Below are 20661 nucleotides of genomic sequence, written 5' to 3'. Positions count from 1 at the left end.
AAGACTCGATCGAATGAGCATCGAAATCAGCCCAGCCTGGTGGACCTCTGCCGTCGTCTATCAGATCTATCCGCGCAGCTTCGCCGACTCGACCGGCACCGGTATCGGCGATTTGGGCGGCATCCGCGTCAAGCTCGACTACCTGCAGCAACTCGGTGTTGATGTCGTGTGGCTCTCGCCCATCTATCGCTCGCCGCAGGCCGATAACGGCTACGACATCAGCGATTACCAGGACATCGACCCGCTATTCGGATCCCTCGAGGAGTTCGATCTGCTGCTCGCCGAGGCGCACGCCCGCGGCATCAAGATCGTGATGGACCTCGTGGTGAACCACACGAGCGACGAGCACGCCTGGTTCAAGGAGTCCCGGTCTTCGCTCGCCAATCCGAAGCGCGACTGGTACATCTGGCGCGACGGCGACGGCGATGGCGTCGATGGCCGCGAGCCCAACCCCTGGCGCAGCATGTTCGGCGGCCCGGCCTGGCAGCTCGACGCGGCGACCGGCCAGTACTACCTTCATCTCTTTGCGGCAAAGCAGCCCGATCTTAATTGGGAGAACCCCGAGGTGCGGGTCGCCGTCTACGCGATGATGAACTGGTGGCTGGATCGGGGCGTCGACGGTTTCCGCATGGACGTGATCAACTTCATCGCGAAGGTGCAGTCCGACCTCGTGGGTGACAGTCCGGGCTTCGTGATGGGCGACCAGGTTCATGACTACCTGCAAGAGATGAACCGCGCGGTCTTCGCCGGGCGCGACGCAGACCTCATCACGGTGGGCGAGACGCCCGGAGCAACGGTGGATGACGCCATCCGCTTCACGAGCTCCGACCGGCTCGAGCTCGACATGGTGTTCCAGTTCGAGCACGTTGGCCTCGACCACGGCCCGCGCACCAAATTCGACAACGTGCCGCTGAAGCTCGTGGACCTCAAGCGTTCGCTCGGACGCTGGCAGTCCGGACTCGCCGACGCGGGCTGGAACAGCCTCTATTTCAGCAACCACGACCAGCCACGCTCTGTCTCTCGCTTCGGTGATGACGCCGAATTCCGGTATGAGTCCGCGACCATGCTCGCCGCCATCCTGCACCTGCACCGCGGCACGCCCTACGTCTACCAGGGTGACGAGATCGGCATGACGAACGCCGGCTTCACCACCATTGGCCAGTACCAGGACATCGAGTCGCTGAACTACTACGACGAAGAGGTGGCTGCCGGAGCATCCCCCGCTGCCGTTTTGGCGTCTCTCGCATTTCGCAGCCGCGACAACGCCCGCACACCGGTGCAGTGGGATGCGACTTCCCTGGCCGGCTTCACCACCGGCACGCCCTGGCTCGAGATCACGCCGAATCACAGCACCATCAATGTGGCAGCGGATCGTGCTGCCGGGTCCCGTTCGATCTTCGAGTTCTATCGGCGACTCATCACCCTGCGACACGAGTCGTCAGTGGTGTCACTCGGCGACTTCGAGATGCTCGAGCCGGAGCATCCGACCCTCTACGCCTTCACGCGTACCCTCGGCGAGGAGACGCTGCTCGTGGTGGGCAACTTCTCTGCTGTGTCGTTGGAACTACCGCCGGCTATCGCGGGCGAGCTGGTCATCGGCAACCTGGTCATCGGCAACCTGGTCATCGGCAATTATGGCGAGGTGCCGGATGTCGCGGGCGCGTTGCGGGCGTGGGAGGTTCGCGTGGTTCGGCGGGGGTGACATTCGCGGCCTGGCGAGTTTTGCTGCGGGTACAGAGTGAGGGTGCGCACGTGGAGCAGGCGGACGACTATTGTTGCCGGGACAACTTCCTCAGGCACCCACACGGATGGATCGCAATGGGACGGCGCACCTCCATTGGTTCGTAGGTTCTGTGGCCAGCCGGTAGCTTTTTATGCATGACCTCCGCTGATCTTCTCGATAACTCACGCTCACTCTGGAGCTCGGAGGGCGAAAACCTCGTGGTGGAAGGGGACAACCTCGAATTTATCCGCACGCTACCGGCCAACAGTTTTCGCCTGATCTACATTGATCCTCCCTTTAACACCGGGAAGATTCAGACAAGGCAGACGATGAAGAACGTTCGATCGGCCACTGGAACACGCGTCGGATTCAAGGGCCAGACGTACGAAACGATTAAGAGCGTTGCGTTCGGGTACAACGACTCGTTCGCGGACTACTGGGAGTTCCTAGAGCCGCGTCTCGAAGAAGCATGGCGGCTGCTCGCTGATGATGGAACGCTTTATCTGCACCTCGATTATCGCGAAGTCCACTATGCAAAGGTGCTTCTGGACGCGCTTTTTGGGCGTGCCTCGTTTCTCAATGAGATCATTTGGGCTTATGACTACGGCGCTCGTTCCAAAAATAAGTGGCCAGCAAAACACGACAACATCTTGGTCTACGTAAAGAACCCGCTGACCTACTACTTCAACAGTGCTGAGGTGGACAGGGAGCCCTATATGGCTCCGGGGCTGGTAACGCCCGAGAAAGTTGCGCTGGGGAAACTCCCAACAGATACCTGGTGGCACACCATTGTTTCGCCGAATTCACGAGAGAAAACCGGCTATCCCACGCAAAAGCCACTGGGCGTTCTTCGTCGAATCATCCAGGCAAGCAGCGCACCGGGAGATTGGGTCATGGACTTTTTCGCTGGGAGCGGCACCACGGGAGCGGCCGCTTTGGAGCTCGGTCGAAAGTTCGTGTTGGTCGATCAGAACCGCGAGGCCATCGATGTCATGCGAAAGCGCTTCGCCAGTGGGCGAGTTGGCGAAGAAATACAATTCGTGGAGATACCGCGGACCAAATCCAGCGACTCACCGTCACCAACAATGTTGCTCTGAAAAACGCTATCGGTGATCCCGATGTTCAGACTTTAGTGGAAATCCCAGTCACCTTGGCTCCCGGCTATGCGCGTGCTGCGAATGATCCCGGGGTAGGGAGCCCCATCGAATGGATGCTGAAAGTTCCGTCGCGGACCAAGGGTGCTATCGGTAAGCCCTCGTTGCGGGATGGGCTCCGACGAAGGGTTTCAATTCAGTCAGATCGCCGAACAGCGATGCGGACCGGGTCTTTAGCGGGCATCGAATCGAAATCAAAATGTCGAGTCTTTGATCACGTGGCGGGTGTAATTTTCCGCACATCCGCATTCAGGACTCCGACTGGTTCCTCGGTATCGGCATTCCGTTGAGGCGAAACTCTTCGATCTGCCTGTCCGGACATCCGAGGTTGCCCGGGTGGATCTGTTCGGGATACTTCGTCAATTGGCCGATCATCTCTGCAATTCGAGAAGTGGTGACGGGAGCAGAATCTTCCTCCCACCCTTCCGATGGGTTATCCGGAAATATCGCACTGTCGCCGTCGCGAAGATCGGAACGGGTTCGTGTGCGCGCACCCGAGCACTGGCAGCGAGCGCCACCATCGCAAGCCGCACGGTTCAACAGCGTCACCTTTCCCGAACCGGTGAAATATGGATGTCGACCGCTCGTTTCGACGAAACTCTGCTGTTGAGCGAGACGCCGGCACCCACGCAGATTCGTGTACGAAGGCCGCCTGTAGAATTAGCGCACCCTCACATTCAGGCACCTCTTCATCGACTCGGTGCCGCCTATATCGAACCGGAGAACGCCATGGCTGCTGCCGACAGTGCTGTTCAGACACTTATTTCTCAGGCGCTCACTTCTCAGATACCTGACAAGCCCGCCCTTGAAGGCCTAGAAGCCAAATGGGATGCCGCATGGGAGTCCGCTGGCACGCACCGGTTCGACCGGGCCAACGCCACAAAAGACAATGTCTTCTCTATCGATACCCCGCCGCCCACGGCATCCGGAAGCCTGCATATCGGGCACGTCTTCAGCTACACGCACATGGACCTCATCGCGCGCTACCAGCGTATGCAGGGCAAGAATCTCTTCTACCCGATGGGCTGGGACGACAACGGCCTTCCCACTGAACGCCGCGTGCAGAACTACTACGGAGTGCGCTGCGACCCAACGCTGCCCTACGATCCCGACTTCACCCCGCCGCTCGAAGGCGGAGACAACGCGTCATCCAAAGCCGCGGACCAACTACCCATCTCGCGTCGCAATTTCATCGAATTGTGCGAGAAGCTCACCGCCGAGGATGAGACGCAGTTCGAGGATGTCTGGCGCAAGCTCGGTCTCAGCGTCGACTGGACGCAGAGCTACCGCACCATCGGCGATGAAGCCCAGACCGCTGCCCAGCGCGCATTCCTGCGCAATCTGGCCCGCGGCGAGGCGTACCAGGCGGATGCCCCGACCCTGTGGGACGTAACGTTCCGCACCGCCGTGGCCCAGGCCGAACTCGAAGACAAGGAGCAGCCGGCGGCGTATCACCGCCTCGCGTTCCACGCCGCACCGACCGCGGAAAACGCAAGCGGAGATGTCTTCATCGAGACCACCCGGCCCGAACTGTTAGCGGCCTGCGTTGCACTGGTGGCGCATCCGGATGACGAGCGGTACCAGCACCTGTTCGGCACCACCGTCACGACTCCCCTGTTCGGCGTCGAGGTACCCGTGCGCGCGCACCACCTCGCCCAGAAAGACAAGGGTTCGGGCATCGCGATGGTGTGCACCTTTGGCGACGTGACCGACGTCGTCTGGTGGCGCGAGCTCGACCTGCCGAACCGCACGATTATCGGCCGCGATGGACGCATCGTGGCGGATGCGCCCGAGGCGATCACCGGCGACGGTCCGCTCGCGGCCTACGCCGAGCTGGCGGGCAAAACAGTCTTCAGCGCGAAGGCGAAGACCGTGGAGCTGCTCAAGGCCAGTGGCGAGATGATCGGCGACCCGAAGCCGATGATGCACGCGGTCAAGTTCTTCGAGAAGGGCGACAAGCCGCTCGAGATCGTATCGACCCGCCAGTGGTACATCCGCAACGGCGCCCGCGACGAGGCACTGCGCGACACCATGCTCGAGCGAGGCCGCGAGGTCAACTTCGCCCCCGACTTCATGCGCGTGCGCTACGACAACTGGGTCAACGGTCTCACCGGTGACTGGCTCATCTCTCGCCAGCGATTCTTCGGCGTGCCCATCCCGGTCTGGTACGAACTGGATGCGGAGGGCGAAAAGGGCGCGGTCATCGTGCCCAGCGAGGATGCACTTCCGGTGGATCCGGCATCCGCTCCCGCCCCCGGATTCGACGAGAGCCAGCGAGGAATGCCCGGCGGTTTTATCGGCGAAGTCGACATCATGGACACCTGGGCCACCTCCTCGCTCACCCCGCAGATTGCGGGTGGCTGGGAGCGGGATCCGGAGCTCTTCGACCTCGTGTTCCCCTATTCGCTTCGCTCACAGGGCCAGGACATCATTCGTACCTGGCTGTTTTCCACGATGCTGCGTGCCCAACTCGAAAACGGCAGCGTACCGTGGAAGAACGCTGGCATCTCCGGCTTTATCGTGGACCCCGACCGCAAGAAGATGTCGAAGTCCAAGGGCAACGTGGTTACCCCTGCTGGCATGCTCGACGAGCACGGATCGGATGCCGTGCGCTACTGGGCGGCCTCGAGCCGTCTGGGCACCGACGCGGCTTTCGACCCGCAGAATCCCAAGCAGATCAAGATCGGTCGACGCCTCGCGATCAAGGTACTGAACGCCGCCAAGTTCGTCTACGGGTTTCCCTTGCCAGCAGAGGAGCTGGCCGACACCGTCACCAATCCCCTCGACGTCGACATGCTCGCCGAGCTATCGACCGTCGTAGCGACGGCGACGGCAGCCTTCGACTCCTTCGATCACGCGAAAGCGCTCGAGGTCACCGAGAAGTTCTTCTGGACCTTCTGCGACGACTACCTCGAGCTCGTGAAGGAACGGGTCTACTCGACCGATTCGCCAGAAGGCCAGGCCTCAGCCGTCACGGCGCTGCGCACGGCACTCGAGGTGATGCTGCGCCTGTTCGCGCCATTCATCCCCTTCGCGACCGAAGAGGTGTGGTCCTGGACCCACGACGGATCGGTGCACATCACGGAATGGCCCACCGGCCCGACCGATGCCCGGCCCACCGGTCTGCTGGCTCTCGTCGGTGAGGCGCTCATCGGCATCCGCCGCGCGAAGACCGACGCAAAGGCGTCGCAGAAGGCGGATGTCACGTCGGCATCCATTAGCGGTCCAGCCCAACTGCGGCTCGCTCTCGACGACCTTCGCGATGTGGGTCGTATCGCCACCATCGACTTCAACGAGGCACCCGAGATCGCGGTGGGCAAAGTCGTACTGGCCGATGTCGTCGCACCACCGATGGAGGGTTGATCATGCAGATGGGAACACGCTGGGCCGTTGGCGCCGAGACTCCCGCCCGCTTACCGCAGCTTGTCGTTGACGCCGTAAAGTCGATCGAAGCCGAGCTCGAAGGGATCGATACGAGCCTGCTGCGGTGGACGCTCACCTGGCTCGAGGGTAACCCCGTGGTTGAGCTCGACGATGGCACGGTCATCCGCTATTCGGGTGGCGAAGTCTTCGTGGTCGCGGCGACAGAGTGACGCTGATCTAGCGCGCCAGCGTTCTAATGGCGCGCACAGCGGCGCCTGAGGGCGCGCGCACGGCAGGCCCCTAGGCTGAAGGGATGGTTGAACAGAATCCTTTTTTTACCCCAAGTCCACTCCCCTACGGTCTCCCTCCTTTCGCGGAAATCAGGGATGACCACTATCGCCCCGGCTTCGACCACGGATTCGCGGAGCAGCTTGCGGAGATCGCCCGAATCACCGGCGAAAGTGGCCCGCCCACCTTCGAGAACACTCTGATCGCGCTCGAGAAGTCCGGCCAGACCCTTGAGCGGGTAGCCACTGTGTTCTTCAACAAGAGTTCGGCGGACAGCACCGACTTCACCAACGAACTCGAAGAAGAGATGGCTCCCCTGTTGGCCGCACACTCCGACGCGATCAAACTCGATGCAGAGCTCTACCGGCGCATCACAACCATTCGCGACCAACTCGGCGAGCTCGACCTCGACGCTGAGTCCCGCTACTTGGTCGAGCGCTACTACTCGGAGTTCACGCTCGCCGGCGCCGGACTCGACGAAGTCGAGAAGACGAAGCTGCGGGAGTTCAACCAGAAGCTGTCCACCCTGACCACCCGCTTCGAGAAGAACCTCCTCGCCGATACCAACGAGCTGGCCGTGGTGATCGACGATGTCGCCGACCTCGATGGTCTCGAAACCAATGAGATCTCCGCAGCCGCGGAAGCCGCAAAAGATCGTGGTCTTGCGGGCAAGTATCTCGTGACCCTGGTGCTGCCGACCGGTCATCCATATCTCGACGCCCTCACTAACCCTGCCGTCCGGGCCCGGATCATGGATGCCTCGCGAGCCCGCGGCAGCCACGGCGGAGCCAATGACAATCGCGAGCTGGTGCTCGAGATCACCCGTCTTCGTGCCAAGCGAGCTCGCCTTCTCGGCTTCAGCAATCATGCGGCATACGTGACCGCCGACGAGACGGCGAAGACCCCCGAAGCGGTAGCCGCGATGCTCGGCAGGCTCGCCCCGGTGGCGGCGCGCAACGCACGAAGCGAGCAGGATGACCTGCAATTGCAGGTCACTGACGGTGCGCCGATCACCGCCTCCGACTGGGCGTTCTATGCCGAAAAGGTGCGCATCGCCAAGTACGACGTCGATACCGCGCAGATGCGCCCATACTTCGAGGCGGAACGGGTTTTGCAGGACGGGGTGTTTTTCGCCGCGACCCAGGTCTACGGGGTCACTTTCACCGAGCGGGAAGACCTTCAGGCGTATCACCCGGATGCCCGCGTCTTCGAGGTGCGCAACGACGACGGATCCCCGGTGGGTCTCTACGTGCTCGACCTCTACACTCGCGACTCGAAGCGCGGCGGGGCGTGGATGAATCCCCTCATCTCGCAGAACTCGCTGCTCAACCAGCCCGTGACCGTCGTGAATAACCTCAACGTGCCGAAACCGGCCGCGGGCGAACCCACCCTGCTTACCTACGATGAAGTGAACACCTTCTTTCACGAATTCGGACACGCCCTGCACGGGCTGTTCGCACGTGTCACCTACCCGAAGTTCGCAGGAACAAACGTGTTCCGCGACTTCGTGGATTTTCCGAGCCAGGTGAATGAGATGTGGATGCTCTGGCCGGAGATCCTCGCAAACTATGCCGTGCATTACCAGACCGGTGAGCCGATGCCCGCGGCTTTCGTGGAGAAGATTCAGGCGTCATCCGCCTTCAATGAGGGCTTCAAGACCAGCGAGTATCTCGCCGCTGCGATGCTCGACCAGGCCTGGCATCGACTCTCGGCGGATGACACCGTTGACGACGTGGCCGAGTTCGAAGCCGAGGCTCTCGCGGCGGTCGGACTCGACAATCCAGCCGTACCGACGCGATATTCGAGCGCCTACTTCGCCCACACCTTCTCTGGCGGATACGACGCGGGCTACTACTCCTACATCTGGAGCGAGGTACTGGATGCCGACACCGTCGACTGGTTCACCGAGAACGGCGGCCTCACGCGCGAGAACGGTGACCGCTTCCGCGACCGGCTGCTCGGCGTGGGCGGGTCGAAGGATCCGCTCGAGGCGTACCGCGACTTCCGCGGCCGGGATGCCGTGATCGAGCCGCTGCTCAAGCGCAGGGGGTTGCTCGGCGCCTGAGGTCAAAACCGCCTGCGCTTCGCTGCGGGATGAGGTGTTCCCGCGGCCTCCGCGCCCGTGGGTGACACTCGCGCCCGCCCCGCTGCGAGATGGGGTGTTCCCGCGGCCTCCGCGCCCATGGGTGACACTCGCGCCCGCACGTTTGCGCGCGCGTGTCACCCATGGGCGCGGAGGCACTCAGGGGCGCGTATGCCACCTGCGGGTGACACGCGCGGCACTCAGGGGCGCGGCGCTCTTGCGCGGCGGTCACCCCAGCTGAGCCACAACATGACGACACCCCCGACCAGCAGCCCCCAGAAGGCCGACCCCACGCCCCCGACGACGATTCCGGATGCCGTCACGAGAAACGTGAGGATCGCAGCGAATCGATGCGCGGCATCCTCCACCGCAGCAACCACGGCACCGACGAGCGCGCTGAGTAACGCGAGTCCCGCCACCGCCTCGATGAGCAGGGGTGGTGAGGCAGTGACGAATGCCGTCGCGACACCGGCAAGGAGTCCAAGCGCGATATAAGTGCCCCCCGCCGCGACGGGTGCGATCCAGCGTCGGGATCGATCCGGGGATGCCTCGGGGCCGGCTGTGAGCGCCTGCGTGAGTGCCGCGAAGTTGACGGTGATCCCGCCGAACATCGCGCCGACGCCGGATAGCACTCCCGACGAAACGAGCGCCGAACGCACCGGAGCGCGATAGCCGAAGTTGTTCAGAATGGCGGCACCGGGGATGTTCTGCCCGGCCATCGTGACGATGAACAGGGGAATCGCGAGGCTCACGACCACGAGAGGATCGAAGACCGGCTCCACGAATACGAGTTGCGGGGCGAGGTGCGCACCGGCGAGCCATCCCGACCCCGCGGTGACAGCGAGCAGCACACCGGCGAGAACGATGGCTGCGGGTACCGCCCACCGCGGTGCCAGCTTGAACAACACCAACCAGACCAGGATGACGGGGATCGCCAGCACCGGGATTGCGACCGCCGCCTTCACCGGAGCGAGGCACAACGGAAGCAGGATGCCGGCCAGCATCGCATTCGAGACCGGTCGAGGAATGCGCGCGATGAGCCGCTCAAGCGCCGGCCACAGCCCGACGAGCAGAATGAGTGCTGCGGCGACGATGAACGCCGCCACTGCCTCGGCGAACCTCCCGGTCACTCCCGCCGTCGCAACGAGGAGCGCGGCCCCCGGCGTACTCCAGGCAAACTTCACCGGCACCCGGTACACGGCGCTCACAACGATGGAAAGCAGGCCCTGCACGACGCAGATCACGAGCAGGCCGGATGCCGACTGTGACTCTGTCGCTCCGACGGCGGCGAGCCCCGCGAGTACGATCGCGAACGAGCTCGAGAACCCGGTGATGGCGGCGACGATTCCCGCGATGATCGGCTGGACTATGGGCTATCGGGCTCTCTCGTGACGGGCTGGTGCCCTCATCATAGGGGCGCGGACATCCCGAATCTCGGGCCAATCCCGCACGCGTGGCCCGCTCCGCAGCATCCGCTCCGTATCCCGTCGCAAATGCAGGACACGCTGTTACCAGAGTGGCAGGAGCGCCTCACTAGCCTCACCAGTAACGCATGATCCTGCATTTCGCACGCCCAGGATCACAGAAAGCCCCGCAGCCCCGCAGCCCCGCAGCCGCGCAACCGCGCAACGCCACAGCCTCGCAACGCCGCAGCCGCACAGCGTCGCAGCCTCGCAACGCCGCAGCCTCGCGACCGCGCAGCGCCGCAGAGGGCCGCCCCGAGTCACCGAACGCCGCTGAATGTCAAGGAAGCCGCAAACTTGCGATCACGCGACGCGATCGGGTCAGGCGGACTTCTCCTGGCGCGCTGGCTTGTGATTCACGATCGTCGGCAGGGCGTTCTCGAGCACAGCGGCCTTGGTGACGATCACCCGGGCAATCTCTTCGTTCGAAGGCACGTCGAACATGATCGGACCGAGCACTTCCTCCATGATTGAGCGGAGGCCACGGGCTCCGGTCTGGCGCAGGACGGCGAGATCCGCAATCGCTTCGAGCGCGTCGTCTTCGAAGTCGAGGATCACGCCGTCGAGGTCGAACATGCGCTGGTATTGCCGCACCAGCGCATTTTTCGGCTTGGTGAGGATCTCCATGAGAGCCACCTGGTCAAGAGGCGTAACGGTCGCGACGACGGGAAGGCGGCCGATGAACTCGGGGATAAGACCGAATTTGTGCAGGTCTTCCGGCAGCACCTCACCGAAGAGGTTCACATCGTCGCCCTTGCTGTGCAGTGGGGCTCCGAAGCCGATGCCTTTCTTACCGGCACGCTGGGAGATGATCTCCTCGAGTCCCGCGAACGCGCCGGCCACGATGAAGAGCACGTTGGTGGTGTCGACCTGAATGAACTCCTGGTGCGGATGCTTGCGGCCCCCCTGCGGCGGAACGGAGGCGACCGTGCCCTCGAGGATCTTGAGCAGAGCCTGCTGCACACCCTCACCCGAGACATCCCGGGTGATGGACGGGTTCTCGGCCTTGCGGGCGATCTTGTCGATCTCGTCGATGTAGATAATGCCGGTCTCGGCGCGCTTCACATCGTAGTCCGCGGCCTGGATCAGCTTGAGGAGGATGTTCTCCACGTCTTCCCCGACGTAGCCGGCCTCGGTGAGGGCCGTGGCATCCGCCACCGCGAAGGGCACATTGAGTCGCTTAGCCAGCGTCTGGGCGAGGTAGGTCTTGCCACAACCGGTGGGACCGATGAGCAGGATGTTCGATTTGGCGATCTCCACGTCGTCGATAACGGCATCTGCCGAACTGATCGTGTTGCGCGCACGGATGCGCTTGTAGTGGTTGTAGACCGCGACCGAGAGCGCCTTCTTTGCGGCCTCTTGACCGATCACGTACTCCTCGAGGAAGTTGAAGATCTCGCGAGGCTTCGGTAGCTCGAACTCGCTCGACGACTCCTCGCCGGCTTCGGCCAGGCGTTCCTCGATGATCTCGTTGCACAGCTCGACGCATTCGTCGCAAATGTAGACACCGGGACCGGCGATCAGTTGTTGCACCTGCTTCTGGCTCTTGCCACAGAAGGAACATTTGAGCAGATCAGCACTCTCACCTATACGAGCCATGCTCGGCCTCCTCCTGGTCTCGGCCTGTGCCACGCCCCGCTGTATGGGACCGCAGCCCTCTAATCATCGGGTTGTCTGACACGACCGTGGGTCAGATACAGAGCCTAACGCGAGTAGACGACACTGTTTGCACCATGACCCAAATCGCCCTCGGCGAGCCGCGAGCGTGTGGCACCCAGCGGCACCGATCTAGACTTCGAGAGTAGGTGCAGCACTCGAGACGCCGGAGGAGAGGGCATGACCACGAGGTGGGCGCGATTCGCCCGTGGGTGGATCGCCGCGATCGTGTCTCTCTTCGTCGCCTCGTGCTCGCACGCCAGTGCCGGAGGCGTCCTGCCAGCCACCGCAGGGCTCGCGCTCTGCCTCGCCTTCTCAGGCGCGGTCTGTGTGCTGCTCGCCGGAAAAACTCTGTCCCTGACTCGACTATCAATCGCCGTTTCGGTGAGCCAATTGCTCTTTCACGGTCTTTTCAGCCTGTTAGCGGATGCCCCGATGGGCGTCACCACGCTGGCCGGAGCTGGCATGCACCACGGGGGCGACACGCTGCTTCTGCGGCTCGCCCCCGTGACATCCACGGTGCCCCCGATGACCGCGGATGCTCGCATGTGGGCCGGGCATGCGGTCGGCGCGGTCGTCACCATCGCTGCCTTGAGCTTGGCGGAGCGCGCCTTCTGGGGGCTCGTGCGTGTCGCTCGGCTGAGCATCTCGCGCCTGCTCGGTGCCGTTCTTCCGGTCGACACTCCGATGCTTTCCCGACCACGCCACACGGATCGCGCCGTCGTGGCCACGCCGGGGGCGCTCGTATTCTCGATCCATCGGCACCGGGGACCACCCGCCTTTGCCGCTGCTCCCTGACTTTCCGACAGGCTATTTTTTCGACACGGCAAGCCTGCTCGGCCACCATTTTGAAAACCCGCTCCGAAGATCCCGTGAGCTCAGCTCCGGTGCGTTCGGGCTTCACGAACCAAGGAATGACATGAAGAAGAAAACTCTCATCACCGCTTCGATCGCCGCCGGTGCGCTGCTCGCCATCGCTGCACCGCTGGCCGCAAGCGCGCACGTGGAGGTCACCCCGAACACCGCCGCGGCGGGAAGCTCTGCGGACATCATGTTCCGGGTGCCCAACGAATCGGCGACGGCCACCACCACAAAAGTCGAGGTCGACATTCCGGCCGCGACGCCGTTCGCAACTGTTCGTTACGTGGCCGTGCCCGGCTGGGACGTCGAACTGGTCACCGAGACCCTTTCCCCACCGATCACCGTCGACAAGACCACACTCACCGAGGCGGTGACCAGGGTGATCTGGACATCCCAGCCGGGCTCGGAGATCACGGACAACGAGATCCGCCAGTTCACTCTCTCGGTTGGCGGCGTGCCTGACACCGGAAAGATCGAACTCAACGCCATCCAGAGCTACAGCGACGGGTCAGTTGTCACCTGGTCCGGGACCGGCGAGGGTGCCGCACACCCCTCCCCCGTGCTGTACGTAAACGACGCGCCTGTCGCCGAGCACGATGCGCATGCGGCGTCTACTGCGACCACTGATGCCACCGGAGCTGAGGCATCCAGCGACACTCTCGCCCGCCTGTTCGGCATCGGTGGACTCGTCGTCGGCACGGTGGGCGTCGTTCTCTCCATCGTGACGCTCCGCCGCACAGTGACGGGCTAACCGATGACGCCTCGTTTCCGGCTTCCCCTGGTGATTTTTGTCGCGCTCGCAGCGACTCTCGGAGCGACCGTGCCCATGTGGGGTGCTGTCGGCCCGGCACAGGCGCACAACTACCTCGTGTCGTCCACCCCGAAGGCTGGTGAAACCCTCACCGCTCTGCCGAAGGACTTCGTGATCACTACCAACGGTGCCCTGCTGAATATCGGCGGCAACGCTGCGGGATTTGGTCTGCAGGTCACCGACAGTTCCGGCAAGTACTTCGGTGATGGCTGCGTGAAGGTCGAAGGGTCGGCGGTGTCGACCGCCGCCGCTCTCGGAGCAGTCGGCGCCTACACCGTGACGTGGCAGGCCATCTCGACCGATGGCCACACGATATCGGACAGCTACGGATTCACGTGGCAACCACCGGCCGGCTTCACGCCGTCTGCGGGCGGCACGAAGGTGCCCGACTGCAACGGCACAGCCGCGGTCAATGAACGCCCCACCCCCGAGTCGGGCACGACCGGAGCCCAGACAGTTGGCACCGCCACGCTGAGCACGGTGTTGTGGATCGGCGGGGCATTCCTCGCGGTCGCTGCTGCCGTCATCCTCACCCTCGTCTTCGCCGGACGGCGGAAGAAGACGCCCTGACCCCAGCGAGCAGAACACGAAAGGCCCGGATTTCTCCGGGCCCTTCGTGTTGCTACGGGGTGATGATTACTTGGTGATCGCCGGGATGTTCTTGCGCGAGGTGAGCACCTGGTCGACGAGCCCGTAGGCCAGAGCCTCTTCACCGCTCAGGATGTTGTCGCGGTCGATGTCCTTGTTGACCTGCTCCATCGTGCGGTTCGAGTGACGCGAGAGCGTCTCCTCAAGCCAGGAGCGCATCCGCAGGATCTCTCGCGCCTGAATCTCGATGTCCGAAGCCTGGCCGCGCCCAGAGTCACCGGTCGACGGCTGGTGGATCAGGATGCGTGCGTTCGGCAGGGCGAGGCGCTTACCGGGCGTTCCGGCCGCGAGGATGACCGCGGCGGCGGATGCTGCCTGGCCGAGTACCACGGTCTGGATCTGCGGGCGCACGTACTGCATCGTGTCGTAGATCGCCGTCATCGCGGTGAACGAACCACCGGGTGAGTTGATGTACATCACAATGTCACGGTCCGGGTCCTGGCTCTCGAGCACGAGAAGCTGGGCCATCACGTCATCCGCCGAGGCATCGTCGATCTGCACACCGAGGAAGATGATTCGGTCCTCGAACAGTTTCGCGTACGGGTCTTGACGCTTGTAGCCGTAGGCCGTGCGCTCCTCGAAGGTCGGGAGGATGTAGCGGGCCTCGGCCATTGGGCCAGCGAGGCCCTGTGGCATGTTGTGTGATTCCAGGTTGTTTGATTGCACTGTGTCTGCCTGTCTTTACTTCTTGGTAACGGACTCGTCGGTGCCGCCGCCGCCGATGACCTCGGAGGCGAATTCCCGAAGGTGGTCGACGAAGCCGTACTCGAGGGCCTGCTGCGCGGTGAACCAGTTATCCCGGTCCCCGTCGATGATGATCTGCTCGGGGGTCTTGCCCGTCTGCTCGGCGGTGAGTTCCGCCATCCGCTTCTTCATGTCGAGAATGAGCATGGCCTGGGTCTGGATGTCGGCAGAGGTGCCGCCAAACCCACCGGACGGCTGGTGCAAGAGCACTCGCGCGTTCGGGGTGATGTATCGCTTGCCCTTGGTACCCGACGAGAGCAGGAACTGCCCCATCGAGGCCGCCATGCCGATGCCGACGGTCACGATGTCGTTCGGAACGAACTTCATCGTGTCGTAGATCGCCATGCCGGCGGTGATCGATCCACCGGGTGAGTTGATGTAGAGGAAGATATCGCGCTTCGGGTCTTCTGCTGCGAGCAGCAGGATCTTTGCGCAGATCTCGTTGGCGTTGTCGTCACGCACCTCTGACCCAAGCCAGATGATGCGGTCCTTGAGGAGTTGGTCGAAAATGCTCGAGACCAATGCCGGTTGGGCCATTGTTGCGCTCCGTTTCAGTTTGTCGCTGGTGTCGAATCTATCGGAGCCGCAGCGGCGAAACTGCCGTGTTCGCCGTGGGCAGAGCGCCAGAGTGGATGCTCACGTCGCTCCTCTCCCAAAACGCAGGACATTCGCCATAAAAGTGGCCGATCTGCGGCGGGAGGGGATGTTTCGTGGCGAATCTCCTGCGTTTTCGGGGGTTGGCGGGACAGCGGGGTATGCGGCAGGGGCAGCGAGGCGAAATGCGGCTCAGTCGCTGAGGTTGTCGCTGAGGATCGAGAGCACCGTCGAGCGTGCCGAGCGGGCGTGGTCGCCGAGTCGGGTCGCGATGACCTCGACGAGCGACTCGAGGAGGATCACGTGAGGCACGCGCGAGGTGTGTTCGAGCTCGTGCCGGAATGACCCGCTCGCCGGGGCTACCACGAGGGCGACATCCGCAAGAGATCCGAGCGGGGACGTGGCAAAGGAAGTGATGACGACAAGCTGTGCGCCGGTGAGCTTTACCGCGCGTGCGGCCTTGAGACTCGACTCGTTGGCGCCGCTCCCGCTCAGGATGATCGCGGCATCCGCCGGAGAAAGTTGCCGGGCGGCGATCTGCTGGCCGATCGGGTCGGCTACGAACTCCGTGGGGCGCCCGATCGCGGTGAGCCGCATGGAGAGGTCGGAAGCCAGCGGCGACGAGAGCCCGTTGGCCAAGGCGAGCAACCGAGTGGCCGACAGCAGCGTGACGACCGCGGCTTCGACGTCCGCTTCGCTCAGCACGCTCGCGATCTGGGGAAGGGATGCTGCGAGCGCAGCGATCTCCGCACGAATGGTGCCGAGGGCGGATTCGCCGAAGTCCTCGGTCGGGTGGCCAGACTGGGCGAGCTCGCGGGTAAGCGCGACCCGGAGCTGCGGAAAGCCGCGGTAGCCGAGCGTCTGGCAGGTGCGGATCACGGTGGAGCGAGCGACACCGGTGCGGTCCGCGAGATCTTGGGCGGTCATCTCGACCACACCGTCGAGATCACCGATGATGTGGTCCACCACCCGACGCTCGCTGGGCTGCAGCGAATTCACCACCGTCGCGATGCGCGTGGTCACCGCGGCGTCGTCATTACCGGTCCAACTCACGAACGGTGGCTCCCTCGGTGATTCGGCGGCGGATGGCACCGGACACGGCGTCGATGCTCATCGTAACGACCACGACCACGATGAGCAGCACCCCGACCACCGGCCAGAGGCGATATTGCGTATAGCTCGTGAGCATGTCACCGATTCCGCCGACTCCGATGAGGCCGAGGACCGCGGATGCCCGCACATTGATCTCGAAGCGATACAGCCAGAAGGAGATGAATTCCGGTGTGACGCTCGGCCAGACTCCCCAGCGGATCACTTCGATGCCAGAGCCGCCGGCCGCGCGTACCGCCTCGATCGGCCCGGGATCCACACCCTCGATCGACTCATAGCCCCACTTGCCGAGCGTACCGATGCTGGTGACTGTGAGCGCGAGAGCACCGGTGAGTGGCGTGAGTCCGGTGACCGAGAGGATCACGATCGCGATGATGATCTCTGGCACCGCCCGGATCACCCCAAACAGCACGCGAAGTCCCCAACGCACCGGGGCCGGCGCGAAGCCGCGCGCCGAGAGCAAACTGAGCGGCAGGGCGATGATCAGGCCGAACACCGTTCCGACCCAGGCCATCTCGACCGACCGCCAGGTCTGCAGCAATGCCTCCGGAAGCTTCGTCCAGTCCGGTACCGAGAACATCAGCCAGAGATAGCGCAGGATCTCGGCCGGAAGGCTGCCGAGGCGCGCCCAGTTGATATTGATCGACCAAAAGGCGGCCACCACGATCAGAGTGACGATGATTCCGACCGCCACCCGTCCCCTGCGCGATGGGCGTGGCGGCAGCGTAAACAGCGAGGGGACGCTCATACCAGCCGCCTCCGAATCGCGTCGCTCGTAGTATCGATCACGATCACGACGACAAGGATCTCGAGGATGATCAGCGACAGCTGGTCATAGCGATAGAAGGTGCGCACGGCGTCGATGAGTAGTCCGAGCCCGCCCGCGCCGACGAGGCCGAGCACCGTCGAAGCCCGCACGTTGAGTTCGAGAACGTACAGCGTCTGGTTCACGAAGGCGGGCAGGGCATCCGCCGTCGCGATAACGCGGTTGATCTGGAACTGGGTGCCGCCCGCTGCCCGACCGGCCTCCAGCGGGCCCGCGTCGTTGGCTTCGATGTTCTCCGACACCATCTTGACGATGATGCCGATATTGAAGAGCAGCAGCGCGACGATGCCAGGCAACGCCCCGACACCAACCATCGCCACCAGGACCGAGGCGTAGAGCAGGTCGGGTATCGACCGCACGATGTTCAGCAGGGTACGCACGATCCCGCGAGTCCAGCGGTTCGGGTTGGTGAGCCGGGCGGCCCACAGGCTCAGCGGAAGCGAAACGAGGGATGCGACGAAGGTGGCGATGACCGCCATCTCGAGTGTCTCGAGCAGGGGCGGGATCGTGCGAGGGAAGAACGACCAGTCGGGCTGAACCAGCGCGAATATCTTGGAGGCGCCGTTCTGCCAGTTGCGCACGATCGCGTCGAAGCTGAATGAGATGCCGACCTGGGGGCTGAGAGTAATCGCGGTGATTACGAGGATTACCCCGATGGCGACCAAGGGCTTCCACCGTCCGCGCGGGCGTGGGGGCAGATCGAGCGCGCTCATGTGCCGAGTACATCCCGGTTCTCGATCGAGCGACCGTAGATATTCTCGAAAACCGCGTCAGAGGCATCCGCCACCGCACCGTCGTAGACCACTTGCCCGGCCCGCAGCCCGATGAGTCTGGTGCCGTACTGGCGGGCGAGATCCACCAGGTGCAGGTTGGTGATCACCGTGATGCCGAGGTCCCGGTTGATGCGCCGCAGGTCGCTCATCACCCCGTGGGCCGTCGGCGGGTCAAGGCTCGCAACGGGTTCGTCGGCGAGCACGAGGCGCGGTTGTTGCGAGAGCGCCCTGGCGATCGCGACCCGCTGCTGCTGGCCACCGGAGAGCGTAGAGGCCCGATCCCACACCTTGCCGAGGATGCCAACCCGCTCGAGCGCCTCGTACGCGATCTGCCTGTCTTCGGCCCGATACGCGCCGAGGAACGTACGCCAGGTCGGAGTGTGCGCGAGCCGCCCCACGAGAACGTTGTTGAGCACACTCGCCCGCGTGGCCAGGTTGAAGCCCTGGAAGATCATGCCGATGTCACCGCGCAAGGCCCGCAACTCCCGTGCGCGCAGGGACTCGAGGTGTCGCCCACCCACCTCGAGGGTTCCCGAACTGATCGGCACCAGTCCGTTGATCGTGCGGATGAGACTGCTCTTGCCCGATCCCGAGAGCCCGACGACCGACACCATCTCCCCCGCCTGGATGTCGAGGGAGATGCCGTCGAGTGCCACGACGCCGTTCGGGTACCGCACCGTGACATCCCGCGCGTGGATGGAGAACGGCACGGCACCCATGATTACTGCAGTCCGAGCTTGGCGGCGGCGTCCGCGACCACGGTGAGGGTCTTGGGGTTCGCCGGTGCGAGCTTGGTGATCGAGTAAATCGAGGTGAGCACTTTCGATCCTTCCGGGGTGGCCGAGTAATCTTTGAGCGCCGCGGTGATCCTGTCCTGCAGCTTCGGCGAGAGGTCCTTGGTGAGCGCTACTCCATCGTTGGGGATCTCGTCGGTGAGCGCGAAGACCACCACTTTCTTTCCCACGTCGGGCTTATCACGCTTCACGATGTCCCGCGCGTCCCAGAAGCTGAAACCGACCTCGGCGTCGCCGTTGTAGACGGCGAGTACCGAAGCGTCATTCGCGGTGACCGGGATCTTCTCGATGTCGGTGTCGGTGTTGAGCCCCGCATTCTTCAGCGCGAGGATCGGGTAGATGTAGCCAGCCGGGGATCCCGGGCCGAGAACGGCGACTTTTGCCCCTCTGACCTTCTTGATGGAGGAGAGTCCTGCCGGCCCGGTGAGGGCATCGGTCCCGTTGCAGAACAGCTTGCCGTCACGCTCGACCGGTTTGCCCGTGCAGTACTTGTCGGGGTTGTTGGTCATGAACTGGGCGGGATAAGTGATGTTGCCATTGCGCTCGGTCTGCAGCACGACGGATGCGCCGTACCGGTCGCTCGCCTGCCACAACTGTAGGGAGGGTAGGAACCCGATCTGCGCCTGGCCGGCACCCATCGCCTCGACCGCGGCCTGGTAGTCCTTCGACACCACCCCGGTCACGGGCATCTTCAGCGCCTTGGTGAGCATGTCGGTAAGGGGCTTCGCGGTGTCGACGAGACCGGCCTGGTCCTGGGACGGCACGAGCGCGAGGGTGAGCGAGGTCGGATCCTTGGCCGCGCTCGTGTTGGTGGTGGAGCCGGCCGGGGCCGAGCATCCCGAGAGGGTGACCGCGGTGACTGCAACTGCAGCCAGTGCGACCGTTGAGCGGAGGAGTGCCGTTCTGGAGATCACTTTTCTACCTTCGTTTCGAGAGTGGACGATGCGGTGGAGGTGGTGCGGTGTGGCGGTTCGAGCCAGGCGGAGAGCAGGGGATAGAGCTCTTCGAGGGAGACGGCGCGCAGAGTCGGGGTCGCCCCGGCATCCGCTCGAGGCCCGACCAGGGCGGTCGTGGCCCCGCGACGGTAGGCGGGATCGAGGTCGTTGGTCCAGACATCCCCGATGCTCACGAGCGCCTCCGCGGGATCCGCGACCGTCGAGTCGGCGAGCAGCTCGTCGAGGATCGAGTCGAGTCCGGCGGGCTTGCCCACCGCGGTGCGCACCGCGTCGAACGCGCCCTCGAGGCCGAGGGAGTCGAGCGCCTCCGCGATGCGTGTCTCCGGGGCGTTCGTGGCCAGGACCAGCAGAGCATTCTTTCGCGCCCCCGCCAGAAAGCCAGCGAGCCCGAAAGGGGCGATGACGGGGGCGGCGGCGCTGGCGAGCTCGGCTCGGCTGGAGGCGTAGGCGGCCGAGTGGGCGGCATCCGTCACGGCGAACGATTCCGACAGCAGGCGCACCAGGTCGTACCCGTCGAGCGGGTCGAGGTCGCCGGGCAGAACACCGGCGAGGCCGGCCTCGATGTCGGCGAGAAACGATGCGCGTTCGCCCCGCTCGAGTCCGGCCGCGACGAAGCGAGCGTAGGAGCGCACGGGTCCATCCCCGAGCGACACTGTGCCGTCGAAGTCGAACACCATCACCTTCCCGTGCTGTGCCACGTCGGTCTCCCCGTTTCCGCGACCCCTCATGGACGCACTGTCCACAGTATGACTATTACAGCGACGAAACGACCCTTGGCAGGTGAACAGCGTGCAAATCATCGGTGACCGCTGCG

18 protein-coding genes are annotated in these 20661 nt (G+C 63.8%); 8 read left to right on the top strand and 10 right to left on the bottom strand.

Features of this window, described 5'->3' with window-relative positions:
- The first annotated feature begins 13 nt into the window (after positions 1-13).
- From RCH11_RS01280 to RCH11_RS01260, 5 genes are all read left to right on the top strand, one after another.
- A complete protein-coding gene (locus RCH11_RS01280; RefSeq protein WP_327055172.1) occupies positions 14-1702 on the top strand; it encodes a glycoside hydrolase family 13 protein in 1689 nt (562 codons plus the stop codon).
- Between the two features lie 176 nt (positions 1703-1878).
- Entirely contained in the window at positions 1879-2820 is a 942-nt protein-coding gene (locus RCH11_RS01275) for a DNA-methyltransferase (RefSeq protein WP_327055171.1), read from the top strand.
- Between the two features lie 786 nt (positions 2821-3606).
- The gene (gene valS / locus RCH11_RS01270) at positions 3607-6240 is read left to right on the top strand and encodes a valine--tRNA ligase (protein WP_327055170.1); all 2634 of its coding nucleotides are present in this window, start codon (positions 3607-3609) and stop codon (positions 6238-6240) included.
- A 2-nt stretch (positions 6241-6242) separates the two neighbouring features.
- Positions 6243-6470 carry a hypothetical protein gene (locus RCH11_RS01265; protein ID WP_327055169.1) on the top strand — a complete coding sequence of 76 codons (228 nt, stop codon included), beginning with the start codon at positions 6243-6245 and terminating at the stop codon, positions 6468-6470.
- A gap of 83 nt (positions 6471-6553) precedes the next feature.
- Positions 6554-8593 (top strand): M3 family metallopeptidase, encoded by a 2040-nt coding sequence (locus tag RCH11_RS01260; protein ID WP_327055168.1) that lies wholly within the window; start codon positions 6554-6556, stop codon positions 8591-8593.
- A gap of 218 nt (positions 8594-8811) precedes the next feature.
- Here the strand turns inward: RCH11_RS01260 and RCH11_RS01255 are convergent, their stop codons facing one another.
- Positions 8812-9918 carry a benzoate/H(+) symporter BenE family transporter gene (locus RCH11_RS01255; protein ID WP_327055387.1) on the bottom strand — a complete coding sequence of 369 codons (1107 nt, stop codon included), beginning with the start codon at positions 9916-9918 and terminating at the stop codon, positions 8812-8814.
- Positions 9919-10395: 477 nt separating this feature from the next.
- Complete coding sequence (gene clpX / locus RCH11_RS01250) at positions 10396-11673, bottom strand: ATP-dependent Clp protease ATP-binding subunit ClpX (protein WP_327055167.1); 1278 nt, start codon at positions 11671-11673, stop codon at positions 10396-10398.
- Positions 11674-11910: 237 nt separating this feature from the next.
- Between clpX and RCH11_RS01245 the strand changes: the two genes are divergently transcribed.
- The 3 genes from RCH11_RS01245 to RCH11_RS01235 all read left to right on the top strand — a co-directional run bounded on the left by RCH11_RS01245 (position 11911) and on the right by RCH11_RS01235 (position 13972).
- Entirely contained in the window at positions 11911-12528 is a 618-nt protein-coding gene (locus RCH11_RS01245; RefSeq protein ID WP_327055166.1) for a hypothetical protein, read from the top strand.
- A gap of 121 nt (positions 12529-12649) precedes the next feature.
- A complete protein-coding gene (locus RCH11_RS01240) occupies positions 12650-13342 on the top strand; it encodes a YcnI family copper-binding membrane protein (protein WP_327055165.1) in 693 nt (230 codons plus the stop codon).
- 3 nt (positions 13343-13345) lie between these two features.
- A complete protein-coding gene (locus RCH11_RS01235; RefSeq protein WP_327055164.1) occupies positions 13346-13972 on the top strand; it encodes a copper resistance CopC family protein in 627 nt (208 codons plus the stop codon).
- A gap of 66 nt (positions 13973-14038) precedes the next feature.
- On the opposite strand, the gene RCH11_RS01230 is transcribed toward RCH11_RS01235, so the two are convergent.
- From RCH11_RS01230 to RCH11_RS01195, 8 genes are all read right to left on the bottom strand, one after another.
- Complete coding sequence (locus RCH11_RS01230; protein ID WP_327055386.1) at positions 14039-14686, bottom strand: ATP-dependent Clp protease proteolytic subunit; 648 nt, start codon at positions 14684-14686, stop codon at positions 14039-14041.
- A 45-nt stretch (positions 14687-14731) separates the two neighbouring features.
- A complete protein-coding gene (locus tag RCH11_RS01225; protein ID WP_327055163.1) occupies positions 14732-15331 on the bottom strand; it encodes an ATP-dependent Clp protease proteolytic subunit in 600 nt (199 codons plus the stop codon).
- Positions 15332-15580: 249 nt separating this feature from the next.
- A complete protein-coding gene (locus tag RCH11_RS01220; RefSeq protein WP_327055162.1) occupies positions 15581-16441 on the bottom strand; it encodes a MurR/RpiR family transcriptional regulator in 861 nt (286 codons plus the stop codon).
- Positions 16425-17246 (bottom strand): phosphonate ABC transporter, permease protein PhnE, encoded by an 822-nt coding sequence (gene phnE / locus RCH11_RS01215; protein ID WP_327055161.1) that lies wholly within the window; start codon positions 17244-17246, stop codon positions 16425-16427. Before phnE (RCH11_RS01215) ends, RCH11_RS01220 begins: the two co-directional genes overlap by 17 nt.
- The gene (gene phnE / locus RCH11_RS01210; RefSeq protein ID WP_327055160.1) at positions 17243-18037 is read right to left on the bottom strand and encodes a phosphonate ABC transporter, permease protein PhnE; all 795 of its coding nucleotides are present in this window, start codon (positions 18035-18037) and stop codon (positions 17243-17245) included. The genes phnE (RCH11_RS01215) and phnE (RCH11_RS01210) overlap by 4 nt, the downstream gene beginning before the upstream one ends.
- Positions 18034-18816, bottom strand: a complete 783-nt coding sequence (gene phnC, locus RCH11_RS01205; RefSeq protein WP_442788979.1) for a phosphonate ABC transporter ATP-binding protein — start codon at positions 18814-18816, stop codon at positions 18034-18036. Before phnC ends, phnE (RCH11_RS01210) begins: the two co-directional genes overlap by 4 nt.
- 2 nt (positions 18817-18818) lie before the next feature.
- On the bottom strand, positions 18819-19805 hold the full coding sequence (locus tag RCH11_RS01200) for a phosphate/phosphite/phosphonate ABC transporter substrate-binding protein (RefSeq protein ID WP_327055158.1): 987 nt from the start codon (positions 19803-19805) through the stop codon (positions 18819-18821).
- Positions 19802-20575: an HAD family hydrolase gene (locus RCH11_RS01195; RefSeq protein WP_327055157.1), complete on the bottom strand. Its 774-nt coding sequence runs from the start codon at positions 20573-20575 to the stop codon at positions 19802-19804. Before RCH11_RS01195 ends, RCH11_RS01200 begins: the two co-directional genes overlap by 4 nt.
- Between the last annotated feature and the right edge of the window lie 86 nt (positions 20576-20661).

It is taken from the genome of Glaciihabitans sp. GrIS 2.15 (assembly GCF_035984695.1).
GTDB lineage: Bacteria > Actinomycetota > Actinomycetes > Actinomycetales > Microbacteriaceae > Lacisediminihabitans.
This window is presented reverse-complemented; position numbering and strand designations above follow the sequence as displayed.